Origin of the sequence: Adlercreutzia sp. DFI.6.23 (assembly GCF_024462535.1) — a bacterium.
In the GTDB taxonomy this organism is placed as follows: Bacteria; Actinomycetota; Coriobacteriia; order Coriobacteriales; family Eggerthellaceae; genus Adlercreutzia; species Adlercreutzia rubneri.
Genome location: NZ_JANGBP010000002.1, coordinates 174,780 through 191,218 on the forward strand (window position 1 = coordinate 174,780; position 16,439 = coordinate 191,218).

Consider the following 16,439-nt stretch of genomic DNA (forward strand, 5'->3'; position numbering starts at 1 on the left):
CGCGAGAGGAAGCGAGGCCTATGGAGTTGAGAAGCGACCAGATCAAGCGAGGGGTGGCGCGCGCGCCGCACCGCAGCCTGCTCAAGGCGGACGGCATCACCGACGAGGAGATGGATCGCCCCTTCATCGCGGTGCTGGGCTCGCGCAACGACATCATCCCCGGGCACACCAACCTCGACAAGATCGCCGAGGCCGTGAAGGCCGGCATCTACATGGCCGGCGGCGTCCCCTTCGAAATCAGCACCATCGGCGTGTGCGACGGCATCGCCATGAACCATGAGGGCATGCACTACTCGCTCGTCTCGCGCGAGGTCATTGCCGATTCCGTTGAATGCGCCGTCATGGGGCACGCCTTTGACGGCTTGGTGTGCATCCCGAACTGCGACAAGATCGTTCCCGGCATGATCCTGGGGGCCTTGCGGGCGAACGTGCCCACGGTCTTCGTCTCCGGCGGCCCCATGCTCCCCGGCACGGGCCCCGACGGGGAGGGCTCCACCGATCTGAACACGCTCTTCGACGGGGCGGGGAAGGTGGCGGCCGGCACCATGACCGAAGAGGAGCTCGCCTACTTCGAGGACACGGCTTGTCCCACCTGCGGCAGCTGCTCGGGCATGTTCACGGCGAACTCGATGAACTGCCTGTGCGAGGCCTTGGGGATCGCCCTTCCGGGCAACGGCACCGTGCCGGCCGTCTACTCCGAGCGCATCCGTCTGGCCAAGCGCGCCGGCATGAAGGTGATAGAACTGCTCCGCGACAACGTGCGCATCAAGGACATTTTGAACGCCGCTGCCGTGCACAACGCTATGGAATGCGACATGGCCTTCGGCGGCTCCACGAACACGGTGCTGCACCTGACGGCCATCGCGGCGGCGGCCGGCTGCCCTATCACCATGGCCGACTGGGACGCGGCCAGCGCGCGCACGCCGCATCTGGTGAAGCTCGCCCCCTCCGGCCCGCGGCCGCTCATCGACCTGTACCGCGTGGGCGGAGTGCCGGCGGTCATGGGGGAGCTGGGACGGATGGGCCTGCTCGACGAGAGCGCGCTCACCTGCATGGGGCCTTTGCCCGAGTACCTGGCGGCCTGCTGCCCGCCGGCCGACGGCGAGGTGTGCCGCACGGGCGAGAACCCCTATTCCGGGGTGGGCGCCCTCAAGGTGCTCTACGGCAACCTGGCGCCTGACGGCTCGGTGGTGAAGAAAGCGGCGGTGGATCCGTCCATGCTGCGGCACACCGGCCCGGCCCGCGTGTTCGATTCGGAGGAGGCGGCCTGTGCGGCCATCGGCGCCGGCGCGATCGTCCCGGGAGACGTGGTGGTCATCCGCTACGAGGGACCGGCGGGAGGCCCGGGCATGCGCGAGATGCTCTCGCCCACCTCGGCCATCTGCGGCATGGGGCTTTCCACCTCGGTGGCCCTCATCACCGACGGGCGCTTCTCCGGCGCCACCAAAGGGCCGGCCGTGGGCCACGTGAGCCCCGAGGCGGCGGCCGGCGGCCCCATCGCTCTTATCTGCGAGGGCGATTCCATCACGGTGGACATCGAGGGCGGCGCGCTGACGCTGAACGTGAGCGACGAGGAGCTCGCACGCCGGCGCGCGGCGTGGGAGCCCCCGGCGCCCAAGCACGATGCGGGCGTGCTGGCCAAGTACGCGAAACTGGTAACTTCCGCCGACAAGGGGGCGATCATCCTGTGAGCGACATCAACGACACGAAGGCAGCGGCCGGCGCGACGGCGGCCGAGGGCAAGTCCGCGCCCCAGGCCCGGCGCAACGCCGCCACCCAGGGGGCGCCCCGGGGCGCGGGATCCCGCACGGCCAAGCAGGGCCGCGCCATGCTCGGCGCCGAGGCCGTCATCGCGAGCCTCGAGGCCGAGGGGGTCACGACGGTGTTCGGCTACCCGGGCGGCCAGGCCATCAAGCTCTACGACGCGCTGTACGATTCCGACCAGATCACCCACGTGCTCGCCCGCCACGAGCAGGGGGCCGTCCACATGGCCGACGGCTACGCCCGCTCCACCGGGCGCGCCGGCGTGGCCATCGTCACCTCGGGGCCCGGCGCCACGAACACCGTGACCGGCATCGCCACGGCCTACATGGACTCCGTGCCCCTCGTCATCATCACCGGCCAGGTGGGGCGGGGGGTCATCGGCACCGACTCCTTCCAGGAATCCGACATTGTGGGCATCACGATGCCGGTGGTCAAGCACTCCTACCTGCTGCAATCCACCGAAGAGCTCACCCGCACCATCCGCGAGGCCTTCCATATCGCCGTCACGGGGCGCCCCGGCCCGGTGCTCATCGACATCCCGAGCGACGTGGCCGGCGAGACCATGGTCTTCGAATACCCCGATACGGTGAACTTGCCCTCCTACAAGCCCACCTACCGCGGCAACGCCAAGCAGATCCGCGCCGCCTGCCGCCTTCTGGAGGAGGCCGAGCAGCCCCTGCTCTACGTCGGGGGCGGCGTCATCGCGTCGGAGGCCACCGAGGAAATCGTGGCCCTCATGGACAAGATGCACATCCCCGCCGTCGCCACCCTCATGGGCAAGGGCGGCGTGCCGGCAAGCCATCCTCTGAACCTGGGGCCAGTGGGCATGCACGGGGCGAAGTACTCGAACATGGCCATGACCGAGGCCGACCTCATCATCGCTGCCGGCGCGCGCTTCTCCGACCGCGTCACCGGGCGTGTGTCCGAGTTCGCCCCCAACGCGAAGATCGTGCACATCGACATCGACCCGGCGGAAATCGGCAAGATTCGCGACGCCGACGTGCCCATCGTGGGCGATTTGAAGGGCGTGCTTTCCGGCATGCTGGAGACGCTCGATAAAGACGGCGCCGTCCCGTGCGACGATCAGTGGATCGCCGACATCAACGCCTGGCGCGCTCGTTACCCGTTCTACCATCCGAACATGGCGGAGAACGAGCAGACCGGCGAGATCGTCCCCGAGCTCGTCATCGCGGAGCTTGGGCGCCAGCTGGATCCGGCGACCTCCATCGTCACCACGGAGGTGGGCCAGCACCAGATGTGGGCCCACCAGTTTTTGCCCCGGGAGTTCCCGCGCACCTTCCTCTCGTCAGGGGGGTTGGGCACCATGGGCTTCGGCTTCCCGGCCGCCATCGGGGCCGCCGTGGCGAACCCCGGAGCCACGGTGGTCTGCATCGCCGGCGACGGGTCGTTCCAGATGAACTCCCAGGAAATGGCCACGGCCGCCATCAACGGCGTGCCCGTGAAGGTCATGATCCTGGACAACCGCTGCCTCGGCATGGTGCACCAGTGGCAGAAGCTGTTCTACGACAAGCGCTATTCCCAGACGCTGCTCGAGCCGGTGCCCGACTTCGTGAAGCTGGCCGAGGCCTACGGCTGGGAGGGCGAGCGCGTGGAGGCGCCCGGTGAGGTCGCCGCCGCTATCGAGCGCATGCTGGCGGCGGAAGGCCCCTATCTCTTGGATGTGGCCATCTCTCCCGAGCAGAACGTGTACCCCATGGTTGCGCCGGGGGCGGCCCTCGACAACGTCATGGGGGCCATCGACGTGGCCGTGGGCGCTGTGCGCACCGACGTGCCCGCCGCCCCGGGCTCCCCCCGGGCCCAGGCGGCCGCGAGCGCCGCGCCGGTCGCCGCCTCTCCCTGCGCCAAGCTGGACGCCCAATTCGGCGGCCGCTGGGAGATAGATCCCGAGGACACCGGCGCCCGCCTGGGCCAGGACGGCTCCACGGTGGACGTGCGCCCCGAAGACTGGAAGACCCTCTTCCGCGAGGCCGATGCCGAGATGCCGGCATTTTCCGACGAGAAGGGAGGCGCGCGATGAAGCACGTTCTGTCTGTCCTGGTGGAGAACCGTCCCGGCGTGCTGTCCCGCGTGACGGGCCTCATCTCCCGGCGCGGCTTCAACATCGAGTCGCTGTCCGTGGGCCCCACCGAAAACCCCACCATGTCGCGGGTCACCGCCATCGTGCTCGCCGACGACGTGGCCTACGAGCAGATCACCAAGCAGTTGCACAAGCTCATCAGCGTGCACAAGATCACCGATCTCACCGACGAGGGCGCCATCGAGCGCGAACTAGTGCTGTTCAAGGTGAACGCCGCGCCCGAGCGCCGCAGCGAGATCATCGAGATCGCCAACATCTTCCGCGCGAAGATCGTCGACGTGGGCAAAAGCTCGCTCACCATCGAGGCCACCGGCGACGACGCGAAGCTTCGTGGCCTGGAAGACCTGCTGCGCGCCTACGGCATCAAGGAAACCGTCCGCACCGGCAAAGTAGCCCTCTCCCGCAGCTCGCGAGATTAGGAAATAGAAAAGGCAACAAGAGAAAGGAATCTCATTCATGGCCGTCACCATCTACTACGAGCAGGACTGCAACCCCGATATCATCAAGGACAAGAAGATCGCCATCATCGGCTACGGCTCCCAGGGCCATGCGCATGCGCTGAACCTCAAGGATTCCGGCTGCGACGTGCGCGTGGGCCTGCGCGAGGGCTCGCACTCCATCGAGGCCGCCGAGGAGGCCGGCCTGCGCGTCACCGACATGGCCACGGCCGCCGAGGAGGCCGACCTCATCATGGTGCTCGTGCCCGACGAGCTGCAGCCCGAGGTGTACGAGACCTCTATCGCCCCGCACTTGAAGGCCGGCGACACCCTCGCCTTCGCCCACGGCTTCAACATCCATTACGGCTACATCACCCCGCCTGAGGACGTGAACGTCATCATGTGCGCGCCGAAGGGCCCCGGCCACATCGTGCGCCGCCAGTACACCGAGGGCTCCGGCGTGCCCGACCTCATCTGCGTGGCCCAGGACGCCACGGGAGACGCCTGGGATATCGCGCTGTCCTATGCCTGGGGCGTGGGCGGGGCGCGCGCCGGCGTCATCAAGGCCACCTTCGCCCAGGAGACAGAAGAGGACCTCTTCGGCGAGCAGGCCGTGCTCTGCGGCGGTCTGGTGGAGCTCGTGAAGGCCGGCTTCGAAACGCTGGTCGAGGCGGGCTATCCGCCGGAGCTCGCCTACTTCGAGTGCTACCACGAGATGAAGATGATCGTCGACCTCATGTACGAGAGCGGCATCCACTTCATGAACTACTCCATCTCCAACACCGCCGAGTACGGCGAGTACTACGCGGGACCGAAGGTCATCAACGAGCAGAGCCGCGAGGCCATGCGCGAGATTTTGGCCCGCATCCAGGACGGCACCTTCGCCGAGGAGTTCGTCGCCGACTGCAAGAACGGGCACGCGTGGCTCCTCGAGCAGCGCGAGGCCATCAACAACCACGAGATCGAGAAGACCGGCGAGCGCATCCGCGGCATGTTCAGCTGGATTCACGAGTAGGAAAAATCTCCCATAGTTGTTCCGTAGGGGCTGACCCTTGGTCAGCCCTTTTTTGCGTAAGCTTCTGACCAGCGAAAACGAGCTTTGTCACGCAAAGGTGTGATAGGAAAATTTCTTCGCCGCGTGACAAAATCATGGGTCTGCGTGATAGGCAGGAGGCTTGGAAGGAGGCATAGTGGGCGGCGTCAAAACACAAGAAACCGTGAAGCGCGGCGCAAGGTTGGAACCAGCCGGCTTCGAAGCAAAGAAGGAGACCATCTCATGAAGATTCTCGGACTGGGCGTGCCTGAGCTCGTTATCATCCTCGTCGTCGTGCTGCTCATCTTCGGACCGAAGAACCTCCCCAAACTCGGCGCCTCTCTTGGCAAGACCGTGAAGAGCCTGCGCGAGGGCATGGCCTTCGACAAGGACAAGGATGAGGAAGTCGAGGAGATCGTCGAGATCGTTGAAGACGAGCCCGAGGTCGCCTACGCCACCGCCGGCGAGTCCGAGACCAAGGTGGTCAAGAAGGTCGTTCGCAAGAAGGCCGAATAACATTCGTGAACCGTCCCTGCGCCTTCGGGTGCGGGGTTCGTTTCAACCCTCCCTCCCAAGAGAAGCGGCAGCTGCCCGATATGGTCAGCGCCGCTTCTCTTCATGTTGCCATAGGCGGTTCATTTCGTCGGATGTTTCCGTCGGCGGGAGCCGATTCGCTTCGTTGCGATAGAATACCTCATTGTTAATGCGAGCAAGAAAGGGGAGGCCATGGCGACGATGACGCTTTCGCGTTTGCGCCAAGCGCGCTATGCCATCCTCGGTTTCGGCTGCAACCAGGCCTTTCTCTTCGCCATGCTGTATTTGGGCTCCTATAACGAGAGCAGCCAGCACGGGTTCCTCATCGATCGGGCCGACCTGCTCTGCGTGCTCCTCGTCATGGCCGCCACCTTCGCGTTCATGACCTGCGAGCGCCCGCGTCGGCATCTGATGGCCGCGGCCGAGGGCCTCGCGCGCTGCTACGCGCTGCCGTTGGTGGGAGCGCTGTACCTCATCGTTGCGCTGCATAGCCTTGTGCCCGGCATTCCGTGGCTCGCGCTTGCCGCCGTGGAGGGGCTGGCCGCCGGCGTTCCGCTCGCGCTCCTTCTATGCCGGTGGGGCCGGGTGCTGGGGGAGACTTCCATCGACCAGTCCGTGCCCGAGGTGTTCATTGGGAGCGCCCTTGGGGCGGCGGTGTGCTTCTTCGTCGTCGCCATTCCCGTGGAGGGCGCCTATATCCTACTGTACGTGCTGCCCGTGGGAAGTGCTTGGGCCCTGCGTGCGCTCGGCGAGCCTGATGGCCGCGACGCCGAGTCCGCGGCTGCCGACGATCCAACCGAGGAGGCCGCCAAGCTCTCCGGGCGCATTATCGCCGGCACGGTGGTCTACGGCTTGGCCACCGGCGCCGTGGAGGCCCTTGCCACCAGCGCCGATGGGGGAGCTGCGTCATCGCTTTCCGTCACCTTTGTGCTCTTCGTGCTGTACTGCGCCGCCGCACTGCAGCTCTACGGGGGCCGTCCGCTCTCGGTGGGCGTGCGCGCCGTGCTGCCCACGGGGCCCGATCAGGAAGTGGGGCCGCTCGGGGGCGCCTACCGGCTCGCCATCCTGCTCATGGTGGGCGGCTTTGTCGCCGTGCCGCTGCTTGAGAGCGTGGGCGTCTCTGGCGTGGCCGTGGTGCTCGCCGGCTACCTCGGGGTGTTCTCGGTGCTCGTCTCGCTGTTCCTCATCATGGGCCGCATCGGCGGCGGGGACGCGGCGCGCTCCTTCGCCCGGGGCTTCGCCGCGCTGTTCGCGGGCGAGATCACCGGCGTGCTCGTCGGCGGCGTGCTCGGGGCGCTCCCCGGCGCCTTCGACGTGTCGGCGGCGCTCGTGGCCCTGGCCGGCGTGGCGGTGCTGTACACGTACCTGTTCCTGTTCACCGATCGCGACATGGCAGCGCTCTCGGTGGTCATCGCCCAGAGCGACCGTTTCGAGGAGGCCTGCGATCTCATCGCGCGCACGGCCAAGCTCTCGAAGCGCGAGGCCGAGATCTTGCCGCTCGCCCTGCGCGGCCGCACCGCCGAGCGCATCGCTGGCGAGTTCTTCATCTCGAAGAACACCGTGGACACCCACCTGCGCCGCATCTACGCCAAGTGCGGTGTGCACACGCGCCAGGAGCTCATCGACCTGGGCGAGCGCACGGAAGCGGAGCTGTAGCCCCATGACCGCGCAATCTGGCTTCTCCTTCAACGACTTTGCCGCCGCGAGACATGTGGCGGCCTCACCCGAGCACCAAGGAGCTCCCATGGAAGTGACCCTGTACTCCGACGGCTCGTCCCGGGGCAATCCCGGGCCGGGCGGCTACGGCACCATTCTGCGCTACACGGCGCCCTCGGGCGCGGTGCACGAGAAGGAGCTCTCGGCCGGCTTTTCCTGTACCACCAACAACCGCATGGAGCTGCTCGGCTGCATCGTGGGCCTGGAGGCCTTAAAGCGCCCCTGCACGGTGACGGTGTACTCGGATTCGCAGTACCTCGTGAACGCCTTCAACCAAAACTGGGTGGCCGGCTGGCTCAAGCGAGGCTGGAAGAACTCGCAAAAGCAGCCCGTGAAGAACGTCGATCTGTGGAAGCGGCTGCTCGCTGCCAAAGAGCCCCACACCGTGAAGTTCGTTTGGGTGAAGGGCCACGCGGGGCATCCCGAGAACGAGCGCTGCGACGAGCTCGCCACCATCGCCGCCGACAACCCCGCCTGCCACCAGAAAGACAAAGGATTCAAAGAATAACGTACAAATGTACGACAACTTATGATATAATCGACATGGGGTTAGGCGGTGGGCTGCTTCTCTTCTGAAGGGGGGTGGCTTATGGTTACTTGGACTGAACTGCTAGCGTTTGTCCTCGTGCTGTTCGCGGCCATCAAGCTCGGGAAATCGCTTCGGAAGTAGCTGGGGCGATGGAAAGAGAAAGGCCGCCCCCTTGCGTTACGAGAGCGGCTCTTCAATCACATAACCCGAGCTTATGTGAAGCAGCCGCCCGTAGCCGCGGGTGACCGGACGGCGTAAAGTTGATGGGGCGGAGGCTCCTACATCCTAGAAGGCCATGCTCGCCACCACCGCCGCCGACAACCCGGCGTGCCATCAGGTGGACGCGGGCTTCAAGGGGTAGGGCCCTCGGAAGCTCACTGCCCCGTGCAGACTCAAGGCGAGGACGGCACGGGCACCATGATGACTCGCGTGCCTCGCCCAGCGGCAGCTGGGAGGTGGCCTCGATAGCGTTGTCGGCGGCGTTGCCGATAAGTGTGCACAAATCGAAATCGTTGATGAAGCCCAGTCGACTCCCGTCCACGAAGAATGTCGGGCGTATGCCCGCGCCCAGGCATTGGCGGCGCTTCTCCGTAAGCAGCACGTCGACGGCGACGATCTTCCCGATTTCCGTGCAGAGGAGGAACACGCAGGCAAGGTAGAGGGCCTGACCGCGGCGAGTGCGCCCGACCAGTGCGATGAACCCGGTAACAAGCGCGATGTTGACGAGGAAGTCGAAGGCGAAATCGAAGTGCAGCAGGTGGTTGCCGTGCCACAGCACCGCCAGGACCGCCAGCAGCGCGAACGATCTCGTAAGATTGTCACGCCGCCGCTCGAGGGGGCGCAGGAACAGCACGAGCAGTCCCAGTTCCAAGGCCGTGGAGAGCAGCCACAGGGGGCTCGTATAGTGGATCATGAGGTCGGTTATCATCGGGCGCTCCCCATGTCTTCGGCGTGGCTGATGCCAACTGGAAGGAGTACGTGCAGAAGAACGCCCCCGAGCACGTTTATCCGGGCACGGGCGGCTTCCACGACGGCGGCTTCCTCCAGTCGCTGGAGGAGGAGCTGCCCCAAGTCATCGCCGCGGGGGCCGAGGGCCACAAGATTCGCGGCTGCGTCACCTATGCGGGCAACACACTGGAGGAGCTTGCCGACAACATGGGGCTTGCTGCCGAGGTGAAGGAGAACTTCCTCGCCTCCATGGGCAAGATCGTCGGCGAGACCGTGGCGGCGTTGTAATTCGTTCACTCAGCCTTCCCCACAAAGGCCCCCGCGCATCAGTGCGGGGGCCTTTGTGGGGAAGGCCTTTTCAGCCCTAAAGGTCGGCGCAGTAACCGCGGGTTTGGATGCGGCGGTCGCTTTCCGGGAACAGGTGGCGGTAGATGGCCATGAAGTAGCTGTCAGTCATGGATGCCATGTAGTCCACCACGATCTGGTCCGGCTCGCCGGCCAGATATTCCGCAGGCACGATGGACCGCGACGCCGCGGCGAGGCGCCGCACATGGTGCTGGAAAATGGGACTTTCCCGGCGCTCTTCCAAAAGGTCGGCCAGAAGCCGCGCGTACATCTCCTCGAACATCTCCTCCACGAGGTTCTCGGTGTCGTCCACCATGCCCTCTTTCAAGTAGATGACCTCGTAGTTCTGCTTCTTCGCCAGCTTCAGGTCGCGGAAGACCTCCTCGCTCATGGCAATCTCCGGCTTGCCGTAGGAGTTGTTCACGATGTCCACGGTGAGGTTGTTGATGATCTTCGCGTTGGTCACGCCGATCGCCTCGGAATCGAAGGGGGAAAGCGAATCGATGACCCCCATGGCCAGCGCGTCCTGGCGATCCTTGCCGATGTAGGCGATCATGTCGGCCACGCGCACCACGCAGCCCTCCAGCGTGGAAGGGCGCAGGGTCTTGATGGTGGACTCGTCGGCCGTGCAGGCCTCCACCAAGTTGTCCAGCTGCTCGAACGTGGCCGTCTCTCCCAGGCGCAGCACCTGCTGGGCGAACTCGCCGTTGTGGCAGAGCACACCGTCGAGCGTCTGCAGCGAGATGTTGCGGCGGTACAGGTTGTCGAGCACCCGCACCGAGTGCACGTTGTGGTTGAAGGTGCGCCCGGTGCGCGCGTGGTAGCAGGCCGACAGAAAGCGCTCGCCGGCGTGGCCGAAGGGCGTGTGGCCCGTGTCGTGGCCCAGCGCGATGGCCTCGATGAGGTCGCAGTTCAGCCCGAGCAGGCTCCCGATGCCCCGGGCCACGCGGCTCACCAGCTGCACGTGCAGGCCGCGCCGCGAGATCTCGTCGTTCTCGGCGAAGGAGAACACCTGGGTCTTGTCGGCATAGCGGTTGTAGGCGGGCAGGTTCAAGATCTTCTCGATGTCGCGCACGAAGGCCGGGCGCGTGAGCGTGGCCCGGTCGTGGGCGAAGTCCTCGCGGCGCACCACGGCGTTGTCGTCGGTGCGGTAGGGGCTCGTTCGCCCGGCGGCCCGATCAGCCCGGATGGCCTCTTCCACGTCGGGATCGAGGGTAAGGTAGGGGACGTTGTTCTCTGCCATGGCTCGCTCGCTTTCGCTGGTCGTTAGTTTTGCCGCTATTGTAGCTTGAGGAACATCTGTTTGCGAACGAGGTGCTATACTTTCCAGAAAACGACGAAGAGAAAGCGGGGGCGCGTGGCCGGCATCAGCGACGAGGATATCCAGAAAGTTCGCGACGCGAGCGATCTCGTGGCGGTCATCGGCGAGCGCACCCCCGTCAAGCAGAAGGGCCGCGACTTCTGGTGCTGCTGCCCGCTGCATCAGGAGAAGACCCCCTCGTTCAAGATCGACCCCGCCACCCAGCTGTGGCACTGCTTCGGCTGCGGGGAAGGGGGCGACGTCTTCTCGTTCATCATGAAGACCGAGGACTTCAACTTTCCCGAGGCCGTGCGCTATCTGGCCGACCGCGCCCACATCGACATCGCGGAGGACGCGCGGGGCGGGGGCGTGTCGCGCTCGGTGAAGAGCCGCATGAAGGAGATCTGCGCGCGCACGGCCGAGTTCTACCACACCCAGCTCATGCGCGGCCGCGGCGAGGGGCCCGACGCGGCGCGGAAGTATTTGGCCTCCCGCGGCTTCGGCGGCGAGGTGCCGAAGAAGTGGATGCTCGGCTACGCCCCGGGACGCGGCGCGCTCGTGCGGCACCTGTCGGCCTTGGGCTTCAAACCCGATGAGATGATCCGCGCCAACGTGGCCCTCGATGGGCGCGGGGGCCCGGTGCGCGACCGCTTCTACGAGCGCGTGATGTTCCCCATCTTCGACGCCCAGGGCGACTGCGTGGCCTTCGGGGGCCGCGTCATCGGCACCGGCGAGCCGAAGTACCTGAACTCCCAGGAAACGCCGCTGTTCCACAAGTCCCAGGTGCTCTACGGGCTTAATCAGGCGAAGGCTCGCATGGCCTCCACCGGCTGCGCCATCGTGGTGGAGGGCTACACCGACGTCATCGCGCTGCACGAGGCCGGGGTCACCAACGTGGTGGCCACCCTGGGCACGGCGCTCACCATGCGGCACATCCGGGTGCTCGCCAAGCACGCGCCCAAGAAGATCGTCTACCTGTTCGACGGCGACGCGGCGGGCCAGAAGGCGGCCGATCGCGCCCTGGCCTTCATCGGCGAGAGCATCTCCGACAAGAACCGCAACTCCGTGGAGCTTCTGGCCGTCACCCTGCCGAACAACCAGGATCCGGCCGAGTTCGTGCAAGCGGAAGGCGCGGAAGCCCTGGAGAAGGTGGTGGAAGGGGCGCTGCCGCTCATCGAGTTCGGCCTCGAGCGGCGCCTCGACAGCTTCAACTTGGACACGGCGCCCGGCCGCGATCGCGCGCTGGACGCGTGCCTGGCGGTGCTCGCCCCCATCAAGGACACGCTGGTGGCGAAGGACTACGCCGTGCGCACCTGGTCGCGCCTGCGGGCCCATGGCCGTCTCGGCATCGAGGAGGCCGACGTGCTGGAGCGCCTGGCGGCCCTGGAGGTGCCCCGCAGCGCCGGCGAGGAGGAGGCCGCCCCCGAAGCTTCCATGTCCCAGCCCGCGCGCCGCGCGCTTTCCCAGGCCGAGCGCAACCGCCTGCGCTTCGAGCGAGAGTTTCTGGCCCTGGCCTGCCAGCACCCGCTCGTGGGGCTCGCCCATGCCGACGCGCTCGCCCAGGTGCAGTGGCACGAGGAGGTGCACCGGCTTCTCGCCGAGAGCGTGCTGGCGACCCTCTCCGAGAACCCGGGCGCCACACCGGCCGACATCGTCACGAAGGCGACGCTCGCCACGCCCCATGCTGCCCGCGTGCTCACCGCCGGGTCGTCCTATCCGTCGAGCACCCCGGAGGCCATCGGCGCCTACTTGGCCGAGGAGCTGGCCTTAGGCGATGCCGAGGAGGCCATAGGCGCGCTGACGGCCCAGATGAACGCCGGGGCCGACGCCGAGGAGGCCGAGCTTCTGCACGCCGCCGTCACCACCCTTCAGATGGACGTGGCCGCCCGCCGCGTCGCCCACCGAGCGCTGCCCGCCAGCTAGGGCACCCGCCGCCGTCCGTCCGTAGATTTCGCGGGTCATCTGGACAGGAGGGGCCTCGCGCTTCACAATGTCCCAAGCAACTGATACGATCCCAGGCCCCCTCAGAGCTGCCCGGGGTTGCCGCAGCGCATTGACACTTCACTATACAGAGTAAGGAATACCGTGCTTCCCATTGTTATTTCCCCCGACCCCATTCTCGCCACGGTCTGCGAGCCGTGCGAGCCCGGCGACAAGTCGCTTAAGCGCCTCTCCAAGCAGATGGCCCACGCCATGTACAAGAACTACGGTTGCGGCATCGCTGCCCCTCAGGTGGGCGTCACCAAGCGCCTCGTCGTCATCGACGTCGACTGGGACGGCGAGAAGGGCGAGAAGAACCCCATCGTGCTCGTGAACCCCGAGATCGTGGAGCTGGCCGGCGAGCCGGAGGAGGGCGGCGAGGGCTGCCTTTCGTGCCCCGGCGTCACGGTGCCGGTGAAGCGCCAGCCCTGGGCGCGCGTGCAGTACTACGACCTGGACGGCGAGTTGTGGGAGATCGAGGGCGACGGCCTGCTCGGCCGCTGCCTGCAGCACGAGATCGACCACTTGAACGGCAAAACGCTCTTCGAGAGCTGCGATCCGGTGACCCGCATCGAGGCCCTGCGCGCCTACGAGGAGGCCAAGGCCAACGGGGCGCGTCCCGGCGACACCGATATCGAGGTGAAGTAGCGTGCGCGTCGTCTTCATGGGAACGCCTCGCTTCGCGGCGGAAATTCTGGACGAGTTGGCGGAGTTCCACGAGATCGCGGCTGTCTACACGCGTCCCGATGCGGTGCGCGGCCGGGGGAAGGCGCTCGCGCCCTCCCCGGTGAAGGAGGTGGCCGAGCGGCGAGGATTTCCCGTGCGCACGCCGCGCACGCTGCGCGACGCCGAGGTGCTCTCGGAACTCGCCGCGTTCGCGCCCGATGTCATCTGCGTGGCGGCCTATGGGGCGATTCTCCCTAAGGACGTGCTCGACCTGCCGCCCTTCGGCTGCCTGAACGTGCACGGGTCCCTGCTTCCGCGCTGGCGCGGGGCGGCCCCCATCGAGCGGGCCATCCTCGCCGGCGACGAGGAGATCGGCGTGTGCATCATGGCCATGGAGGAGGGGCTCGACACCGGCGACTACTGCGTGTGCCGCTCGCTGCCCGCAGGTTCGCGCACAGCCGCCGAGCTCACCGAGGAGCTGGCAGCTCTGGGCGCCAGCGCGCTGCTCACGGCGCTGGCCCAGGCCGAGGGCGGCAATCTACGCTGGGTGGCCCAGGACGAGGCGCTGGTCACCTACGCCGAGAAGATCGCCAAAGGCGAACTGAACCTCGATCCTGCCGAGAGCGCCGTTGCGAACGATCGCCGCGTGCGCGCCTCGGGCGGCGCCCATCCCGCCCGAACCGTCATTGCTGGCCGGCCGCTGACGGTGCTGGCGGCCCGCGTGGCCGGCGATGCTCCCGCCGACCGCCTGGGCTCTGGAGCGGCGGCCCTTATCGCGAACCGACTGCTTCTCGGCTGCGCCGAGGGGGTCTTGGAAGTAACCGAAGTAAAACCGGACGGCAAGCGCGCCATGGACGCGAGCTCGTTTGCCGCCGGCGTCCCCGCGCTGCGGGGCGAGGAAGGAACATGGTCCCGTGCATAACGATCATCGATCCCACAACCAGAGACGATCCTACGACCGAGCGAGCCAGGGCGATCGCAACGCCCAGGGCGGCGCGCGGCAGAACCGCGGGCCGCGCCCCGGCGGCAAGTCCGGCGACTTCCGCAAGGGAGGCAAGCCCGGCGGGTTCCGCAAGGACAGCAAGCCGGGTGGCTACCGCAAGGATGACCGGGGGCCTCGTGACGGGAAGCCGAGCGACTTCCGCAAAGGGGGCAAGCCCGGCGGGTTCCGCAAAGACGGGAAGCCGGGTAGCTTCCGCAAGGATGATCGCGGCCCCCGCGACGGGAAGCCCGGCGACTTTCGCAAGGGCGGCAAGCCCGGCGGATTCCGCAAGGACGACCGGGGCCCGCGTGACGAGCAGCGATCCGGCGCCGACCGGAAGGACTTCCGTGCCCGCGATGGCAAGCCAACTGGTGGGAGCGCCCCTCACAAGGATTTCGGCCCTCGGCGCGATTCCCGCGAGGCGGGCCACCCGCGCGAGGTGTTCATCGACGGCAAGCTCATGGCGGCCCCCGACCAAGACGCCCCGCAGGATCGCGGCCCGCGCTTCGAGGGGCCTCGCGACGGCGGCCGCGGAGGCGCGGCGCGCCGCGACCAGGTGCGCCGGCAGAAGGCCCACAAGGCCACGACGGCCCGCGAGCTTGCCCTGGCGGCCATCCACCAGCTGAGGGAACGCGACGCGTTCGCCCAGGACATCATCGCCAAGACCATCGATATCTCGCCCCTGTCGCGGGAGGATCGGGCCTTCGCCACCCGGCTCGTGCTGGGCGTGGTCAGCACGCGCGGCACCCTGGAGGACATCATCACGGGCTGCATGGACTCGCCCGACGATGCGGCCCCGGCAGTGCGCGACGCGCTGTGCCTGTCGGCCTACGAGATCATCTTTCTGCAGAAGAGCCCCCATGCCGCCGTCGATCAGGGCGTCGAACTGGTGAAGTCGGTGGCGCCGCGCGCGGGCGGTCTCGCCAATGCGGTGCTGCGCCGCGTGGTGCGCGCCAAAGAGGCCTTCCCCTTCGGCGACCCGCGCACCGATATCGCCGCCTATGCGCGGCTGCACGGCTTCCCGGTGTGGCTCGCCAAGCGGCTCATCGCGGAGCTCGGACCCGAGGGCGCCCGCGACTTCATGGTGGCCTCGAACGAGCCGGCTCCGGTCTACATCGCCGTCAACGCGCTGAAGGCCGCCACCGACGAGGAGGTCGTCTCGGTTCTCGCGGCGGCTCACGCCGAGCCTGAAGCCATGGCGCTGGGCGGCTGTGCCGTACCCGGCTGCTACAAAGTGGCGTCGGGCGTGCCCCTGCTCGATGGCCGGGTGCGCCGCATGATAAACCAGGGCTTGCTTCTCGTGTCCGACGCCACCTCCCAGGCGGTGGCGGATCTGGTGGTGGGAGATACGGCACCGGAGTCGTTCTTGGAGATCGGCGCCGGCCGCGCCACCAAGACCATCCTCGACCAGAGCATCGCCTACCGGCGACACGGCAAGCAGATCCCCGAGTACGTTACGGTGGACGTGCACGCCTTCAAGACCAAGCTGCTCCAAGAGCGCGCCGAGCAGTACGGGGCTCATGTGAGCGAGGCCATCATCGGCGACGCCACCGACTTGGACGCCCTGGTGGGCGAGCGCACCTTCGATCGCGTGTTCATCGACTCCCCGTGCACGGGGCTGGGCACGCTCCGGCGTCATGCGGACATCCGCTGGCGCCTGCGCCCCGAAACCATTGCCGAATCGGCCGAGCTGGACGCGCGTCTCTTGGAATCGGCGGCATCCCATGTGGCCCCCGGCGGCATTCTTGCCTATGCCACCTGCACGGTCACCCACGAGGAGAACGCCGATGCTGTGGAGGCCTTCCTGGCCACCGAGGCCGGTGCGGCCTTCGAGGTGGTGCCCTGCCGAAACCCCGATCTCGACATCGAGCTGCCGTTCTTCTCCACCGTTTTGGAGCCCGGCGGCCCCGACGCCCACTTCCTCGCCCTCCTGCGCCGCAAAGCCTAGGCTCGCGCGCACCGCGATCTCAAGGCGCCCTTCGGGGCGCCTTCGTTTTCGCGTCTGGCGATGGCGAAGCTGCGGGAAAAACTATAGGCGCATCGCCGACTTTTTAACCGATTGGAAATGTTGACCGCCGAGATGCCAGTAAAATAGCGTGCTACAGTC

14 protein-coding genes are annotated in these 16,439 nt (G+C 67.0%); 12 read left to right on the forward strand and 2 right to left on the reverse strand.

Annotation, left to right across the window (positions count from 1 at the left end):
• Positions 1-20 precede the first annotated feature (20 nt).
• The 7 genes from ilvD (at position 21) to rnhA (ending at position 8,090) form a co-directional block, all read left to right on the forward strand.
• Positions 21-1,691: a dihydroxy-acid dehydratase gene (gene ilvD / locus NE591_RS02510; protein ID WP_173112830.1), complete on the forward strand. Its 1,671-nt coding sequence runs from the start codon at positions 21-23 to the stop codon at positions 1,689-1,691.
• Positions 1,688-3,802 (forward strand): biosynthetic-type acetolactate synthase large subunit, encoded by a 2,115-nt coding sequence (ilvB, locus tag NE591_RS02515; protein ID WP_231699463.1) that lies wholly within the window; start codon positions 1,688-1,690, stop codon positions 3,800-3,802. Before ilvD ends, ilvB begins: the two co-directional genes overlap by 4 nt.
• On the forward strand, positions 3,799-4,281 hold the full coding sequence (gene ilvN, locus NE591_RS02520) for an acetolactate synthase small subunit (RefSeq protein ID WP_173112833.1): 483 nt from the start codon (positions 3,799-3,801) through the stop codon (positions 4,279-4,281). The genes ilvB and ilvN overlap by 4 nt, the downstream gene beginning before the upstream one ends.
• Positions 4,282-4,318: 37 nt before the next feature.
• Positions 4,319-5,314, forward strand: a complete 996-nt coding sequence (gene ilvC / locus NE591_RS02525; RefSeq protein WP_173112836.1) for a ketol-acid reductoisomerase — start codon at positions 4,319-4,321, stop codon at positions 5,312-5,314.
• Between the two features lie 261 nt (positions 5,315-5,575).
• Complete coding sequence (tatA, locus tag NE591_RS02530) at positions 5,576-5,848, forward strand: twin-arginine translocase TatA/TatE family subunit (protein ID WP_173112839.1); 273 nt, start codon at positions 5,576-5,578, stop codon at positions 5,846-5,848.
• Between the two features lie 210 nt (positions 5,849-6,058).
• Complete coding sequence (locus tag NE591_RS02535; RefSeq protein ID WP_173112843.1) at positions 6,059-7,522, forward strand: helix-turn-helix transcriptional regulator; 1,464 nt, start codon at positions 6,059-6,061, stop codon at positions 7,520-7,522.
• A gap of 88 nt (positions 7,523-7,610) precedes the next feature.
• Entirely contained in the window at positions 7,611-8,090 is a 480-nt protein-coding gene (gene rnhA, locus NE591_RS02540; protein ID WP_173112845.1) for a ribonuclease HI, read from the forward strand.
• Between the two features lie 214 nt (positions 8,091-8,304).
• On the opposite strand, the gene NE591_RS02545 is transcribed toward rnhA, so the two are convergent.
• The gene (locus NE591_RS02545; RefSeq protein ID WP_256156281.1) at positions 8,305-9,039 is read right to left on the reverse strand and encodes a hypothetical protein; all 735 of its coding nucleotides are present in this window, start codon (positions 9,037-9,039) and stop codon (positions 8,305-8,307) included.
• Between the two features lie 23 nt (positions 9,040-9,062).
• Here NE591_RS02545 and NE591_RS02550 point away from each other — a divergent pair, with 23 nt between their 5' ends.
• Positions 9,063-9,347, forward strand: a complete 285-nt coding sequence (locus NE591_RS02550; protein WP_173112851.1) for a hypothetical protein — start codon at positions 9,063-9,065, stop codon at positions 9,345-9,347.
• 76 nt (positions 9,348-9,423) lie between these two features.
• Here NE591_RS02550 and NE591_RS02555 read toward each other — a convergent pair whose 3' ends face one another.
• The gene (locus NE591_RS02555; protein ID WP_173112854.1) at positions 9,424-10,647 is read right to left on the reverse strand and encodes a deoxyguanosinetriphosphate triphosphohydrolase family protein; all 1,224 of its coding nucleotides are present in this window, start codon (positions 10,645-10,647) and stop codon (positions 9,424-9,426) included.
• A gap of 114 nt (positions 10,648-10,761) precedes the next feature.
• Here NE591_RS02555 and dnaG point away from each other — a divergent pair, with 114 nt between their 5' ends.
• The 4 genes from dnaG (at position 10,762) to NE591_RS02575 (ending at position 16,280) form a co-directional block, all read left to right on the forward strand.
• The gene (gene dnaG, locus NE591_RS02560) at positions 10,762-12,627 is read left to right on the forward strand and encodes a DNA primase (protein WP_173112857.1); all 1,866 of its coding nucleotides are present in this window, start codon (positions 10,762-10,764) and stop codon (positions 12,625-12,627) included.
• Between the two features lie 162 nt (positions 12,628-12,789).
• The gene (def, locus tag NE591_RS02565; protein WP_114540643.1) at positions 12,790-13,332 is read left to right on the forward strand and encodes a peptide deformylase; all 543 of its coding nucleotides are present in this window, start codon (positions 12,790-12,792) and stop codon (positions 13,330-13,332) included.
• 1 nt (position 13,333) lies between these two features.
• A complete protein-coding gene (fmt, locus tag NE591_RS02570) occupies positions 13,334-14,272 on the forward strand; it encodes a methionyl-tRNA formyltransferase (RefSeq protein ID WP_173112860.1) in 939 nt (312 codons plus the stop codon).
• Positions 14,265-16,280 (forward strand): transcription antitermination factor NusB, encoded by a 2,016-nt coding sequence (locus NE591_RS02575; protein WP_173112863.1) that lies wholly within the window; start codon positions 14,265-14,267, stop codon positions 16,278-16,280. The genes fmt and NE591_RS02575 overlap by 8 nt, the downstream gene beginning before the upstream one ends.
• The last annotated feature ends 159 nt before the right edge of the window (positions 16,281-16,439 follow it).